Source organism: Chitinivibrionales bacterium, from assembly GCA_014728215.1.
GTDB lineage: Bacteria > Fibrobacterota > Chitinivibrionia > Chitinivibrionales > WJKA01 > WJKA01.
Map to the genome: position 1 here is coordinate 1 of WJLZ01000144.1, position 4,982 is coordinate 4,982.

Annotated in this window: 6 protein-coding genes; 4 read left to right on the top strand and 2 right to left on the bottom strand. The window is 48.4% G+C overall.

All coding sequences use genetic code 11. The features are described from left to right. Positions 1-37: 37 nt before the first annotated feature. Both GF401_12640 and GF401_12645 read right to left on the bottom strand, forming a co-directional pair. Positions 38-226: a hypothetical protein gene (locus GF401_12640; protein MBD3345903.1), complete on the bottom strand. Its 189-nt coding sequence runs from the start codon at positions 224-226 to the stop codon at positions 38-40. 15 nt (positions 227-241) lie between these two features. Continuing rightward, positions 242-1,246 carry a prolyl oligopeptidase family serine peptidase gene (locus GF401_12645; protein ID MBD3345904.1) on the bottom strand — a complete coding sequence of 335 codons (1,005 nt, stop codon included), beginning with the start codon at positions 1,244-1,246 and terminating at the stop codon, positions 242-244. Positions 1,247-1,434: 188 nt separating this feature from the next. Between GF401_12645 and GF401_12650 the strand changes: the two genes are divergently transcribed. The 4 genes from GF401_12650 to GF401_12665 all read left to right on the top strand — a co-directional run. Further along, on the top strand, positions 1,435-2,703 hold the full coding sequence (locus GF401_12650; protein ID MBD3345905.1) for a transglycosylase SLT domain-containing protein: 1,269 nt from the start codon (positions 1,435-1,437) through the stop codon (positions 2,701-2,703). After that, positions 2,639-3,496, top strand: a complete 858-nt coding sequence (locus GF401_12655) for a hypothetical protein (protein ID MBD3345906.1) — start codon at positions 2,639-2,641, stop codon at positions 3,494-3,496. The genes GF401_12650 and GF401_12655 overlap by 65 nt, the downstream gene beginning before the upstream one ends. A gap of 15 nt (positions 3,497-3,511) precedes the next feature. Beyond that, positions 3,512-4,600: a M24 family metallopeptidase gene (locus tag GF401_12660; GenBank protein ID MBD3345907.1), complete on the top strand. Its 1,089-nt coding sequence runs from the start codon at positions 3,512-3,514 to the stop codon at positions 4,598-4,600. Beyond that, a partial coding sequence (locus GF401_12665; protein ID MBD3345908.1) for a type IV pili twitching motility protein PilT occupies positions 4,597-4,982 on the top strand: 386 nt, incomplete at its 3' end. The genes GF401_12660 and GF401_12665, both read left to right, overlap by 4 nt.

Here is a 4,982-nt window from a genome sequence, read left to right on the forward strand (position 1 = left end):
AACAGGTTGATCATTTTGCTCACAAAAACGCTGAGTACTATACTCCTCTTAGAAAATCAAATTGCCTATCAGTTACACTGGTGAATGGCAAACTGGCTTCTGTGAGAAAACCGACTTCTGCTCCAATCGGCAGTGTCACACCCACTAAGGGATTGGATTCAAAGTGTTGTGAAAAAGAATTATGTACTAACAGCAGGGTAATGATACTGATGAGTTTAAATTGCATGTTCCTGTTTCTCCCTTAATGCTTATAAATAACCGGTGTAAAAGAAATGGGGGCTCTTCCCTGATATTGCACATGTCGTCCGTTTACAAGGTGAAAAGTGATCTGTGCTGTTTGGGGAAGGAATGTTGCCAGTGCAACCGCGTACGTGTTTGTGGTATGTAACGGCTGTAACCTGCGAAAACCGGTGCGGGTTACGGATGGTTGTTTTGTGATTGTGCTATCGAAAAAGTCAAGCATGATTTTAACGTTGTGTGCACCCATAGGAGAATGTCCTTCCGCGTTGTCATCATAATGCACATGAGTGATACCTGCGGCGGTAAGGTTTTCACTGAAATCTCTGTTTTCTTCTCCAAATATATCCAGGTCACCGCTGTAAAATTTCAGCGACATATCGATATCTTTAAAGTCATCGGCCTGGGTAACCAGATCGCGTTTGTGCCATTCTACGGAGTCGGTATCGTATTCACCTAAAAGGTTTTCAAGATGATAATATGCGCCACTGCCCATCATGTCGCACATGCCTTTGCTGGAAAATGCTGCACTGAACACGTCCGGATGGTTACGTAGATTATGCATAGAGCCGTATCCACCCATGCTGTGCCCGGTAAGACCACGGTTGTCACGCGATTGCAGGGTCACAAATACGGAGTCTATGAGCAACGGAAACTCCTTGCCGATAACTGATGACATCTGGGAATATGTGCGGACAGGGCTGTCAAGCCACCACTTACCACCGCTACCGTCATAGACCATTGCGATTAAAAAATCATATGAATCGATCATTTCAAGAAGGTCGATATGGCTGTTAATGTTGTAGTCGAGGTCACCGCCCAGACAGTGAAGCATATACACCACCGGGACTTTTCCACCATTGGTGGTAATACTGTCATAACTGGCCGGTATGATAACACGGTATTCCATCGCCTCATTGGTATAATTACTATAAAAAGACCCATCATGGATAGAGTAGGGCCAGATAGAAACCGTCAATATCAGAATAGAGAACAATGCCTTTTTCATAATGAACTCCTGTAAACGTAGTCCTTGGGTCAGCTTTTTCGATTAATACCCTAAATATACAGAAAAAAACGTACGTACAGGTTAATTAATGGGTGTTGTTGAATGAATCCTGTCGCAATTGTGGAAATAATGATGCAATCATGGTATTTTGACATTAGAGGCCATTGAATAATTACGTGAGGATCAGTGTGAGAAAAAATATTGTATTTGTAATGAGTATCCTTTGCTGGTTGAATATTTTTGCCAAAGAGATTGCGGACCCGTTTGACTCTCCGGAAATCATTAAGCACAATGTTACATTCTGGAAAAAAATTTACACCGAGGTTTCTCTTGAGGAAGGGCTTCTTCATGACCAGCAATTCCCTATGGTAATATTCGGAACTGTTACAACAGGGAAAACTTCCGGACGCACCCGGCGAAATATTATTCGGTCATACAAACAGGAAATAGTCGAGTTGATCGAAAGCACCGACCTGACAGATTCATCCAGCTGGAATGACCGTCAGAAATGGCTCATAGGATTATACGACACCTATGCCGATAGAAATGAAATCAGTGGGGCAATAGACCGCATACGATTTCAGCAGGGGCAGAAAGAACGTTTTCTGGAGGGAATATACCGCAGTGGAGCCTATCTGGATACTATCCGCGCGATACTTGCCGAATATGATATTCCACTTCGCCTGGCATATCTTCCCCACGTCGAGTCATCCTTTAATCCGTACGCTTACTCCAAAGTCGGGGCCGCAGGCATGTGGCAGTTCATGCGGGGGACCGGGAAAAATTACGGGTTAAAAATCGGTTATACTATCGATGAACGACGGGATCCGATACTTGCCACAAGATCGGCTGCAAAACTCCTGTCACATAATTACCGTGAATTGAAAGCATGGCCCCTTGCGATAACCGCTTACAATCACGGTTTGTATGGTATGAAACGTGCGGTAAAAGCAACAGGTTCCCGCGACATTGCAAACATTATCCAACGGCACCAGAGCAGGACATTTAAATTCGCATCCAAAAATTTTTACAGCTGCTTTCTTGCCGCCATTGAAATCGCAGATAATCCACAGGACTATTTCGATGAAGTGCGCTATGCTCCCCGGTTGACTGTTACCGACATAACACTCAGCTACTACATGAAACCATCCGTGTTGGCTAATTATACCGGTGTGTCAACAAATGTTCTTGAACAATTAAATCCCATGATACGACCGGTTGTTTTTCGTGCAGATAAGTTGATTCCTGCACAGACCGTTATTCATCTTCCACCAACAGTGACTGCGCAAGACATGGCAACAAGGCTTGCACTTCTTCCGGATTCCCTGAAAATAACCGCACCGCCACGCCCCAAGTATTACCGGGTGCAGCGGGGGGACAACTTGTACGGCATTGCGCGTCGTTACGGGGTATCCGCTACTCCTCTTAGAAAATCAAATTGCCTATCAGTCGGATGAAGCAGAGGAGGAAGATACCGATAGCAGCATACCCGACGGCTTTTACAATCTCGAAGGAGAGGATGCACAATCAACCGAAACCGACGACGATCAACTGGCAAATCTATCGCAGGTTGAACTGGAACAACCCGTGCAGGATCTTGTTGCCGATGAGAGCGAAGAGCCGCAAGATTCCGGTATGAAAGAGGAGTATGCGGGGGAAGAAGCGCTCGCCGGAGCAGAAACTGCGGCAGATTCCGCAGAAGTAAAGGACGTCTTACCCGAAGAGCTTCTGCCCGAGGAGCCTGCACCTGAACAAACCGTTCCCGGTACATCGGCGCCGCAACCGCCCGAGCAAGAGCCTGCAAAACACGCATCTGCTGCTGATGCAACGCCGGAAGAGCAACCCCGGCAATCGTCTCCACGTCCAGTGCCGGAGCCTTCGGCCTATTCGATTCCCGACCATGTACTAACGCCTACCCTGGCACAAATCTATTATCAACAGGGCCAAATTCACCTGTCACTCACCATATATGAACGCTTGCTCAAGCGCGATCCCGACAACGAGAAAATCATAGATCGAATCGAGGCCATCAAAAAAGAGCTGGCCGAGCTTCCGCCCGAGCAGCAGAATCAGCGGCCACAGCAACAGCAACCCGAGCCCAGACCCCTTCCGCGCCCTGCCTCTGTACCAAAAAAGAAGCAACCTTCTCGCACAAAGAAGAAAGCCAGAGAACGGCGCCCTCTCAAAGGCGTACGCATTAAAAAGAAGGTGCGCGATAATCTGCAGACTAAGAAGAAAAAGTCAAGCTAATCTCCACGGTGATGCATGAAAAAACAACAGCCTCAGCGAATAGCCGACGCCCGTGAGCTTTTGCGCAGTAAGAAGTTGAGCTACCTTCTCATCTCCGATCCGACGGATGTCGAATATATCAGTGGTTTTCACTCAAGCAACGTTCATGCGCTTATTTCATCGCGACGAAGTGTACTCATCAGTGATTTTCGCTATCGCAAAGCGGCAACCGGGCATTGCAAACAGCATCCCGCGTGGCAGTTTTTCGAAATCAAAGAAAGCAGTTTCACCTTTCTCAATAAGCTGCTGCGCAAAGGCGCTCGCTTGGGCGTGCAATCAAATTTCCTCACCGTCGACCAATATGACCGACTGAAGAAACAGTGTTCAAAAGCAACAATCGTCAAATTGCGCAACGAAATTCCGGGACTGTTTCTCAGCAAATCCGACACCGAAATCAAAGCCGCACGAATAGCTGCCGGCATTGCCGACCAAGCACTCAACAGGCTCCTGCCCCGTCTCAGGCCGGGCATATCAGAGCAGGAGGCCGCGTCCCGGCTCGAAAAGTATTGCTTAGAATCCGGTTCCGAACGTCCCTCATTTGACACCATTGTCTTGTTCGGCACGCGATCAGCACTCCCCCACGGCATGCCTTCGAAGCGGACGCTGAAACACAGGGACATTATCTTGATCGATTTCGGATGTACGCATCAGGGCTTGTGTTCCGATATGACAAGAACATTTACGTGCGGAGAGGCTTCACGGCTCCAGCGACGCATGTACAACATAGTTCTCCAGGCACAAAAAAAAGCACTGGCCGGCATCAAGGCGGGAGTCAGGGCGCGGGACATCGACAAAATCGCACGCGATTACATCAATAAACACAACTATGGCGACCAGTTTGGCCATGCCACCGGGCACGGCGTCGGTCGACGGATTCATGAAAATCCCCGCATTGCGAAGAAAGACACAACCCTTTTACATAATGGTATAATGATTACCGTCGAACCCGGCATCTACTCCCCGCGAGCTGGCGGTGTTCGCATCGAAGATATGGCGGTTGTCAGAGACGATGGATCGCAGATACTTACCCATTTTCCCAAAGAGCTTATCGAGTTGCCGGTATGATTGATATTCAGGCGCTGTTGCGCGGCATGATGGAGAAAAACGCTTCAGATTTACATATGCGTGTCGGCGGTCCGCCGGTATACCGCGTCAATGGCCAGCTTTACCGGCTGAATATGGACCGGCTGTCGGCCGAGGATATGGATCAGGTATTTAGCGATCTGGCCAATGAACACCAGCGCCAGCATTTTGTGGATACTTTCGAACTCGATATGTCGGTCGGCCTTTCGGGCGTAGGTCGTTTTCGCGTCAATGCCTTCAGGCAGCGCGGAACCATATCGCTGGCTATCCGATCCATCAAAACGGACGTGCCACGCTTCGAAGCCCTGAACCTTCCCGAAATCATCCTGGATATCGCCATGCGCAAACGGGGGCTCGTGCTGGT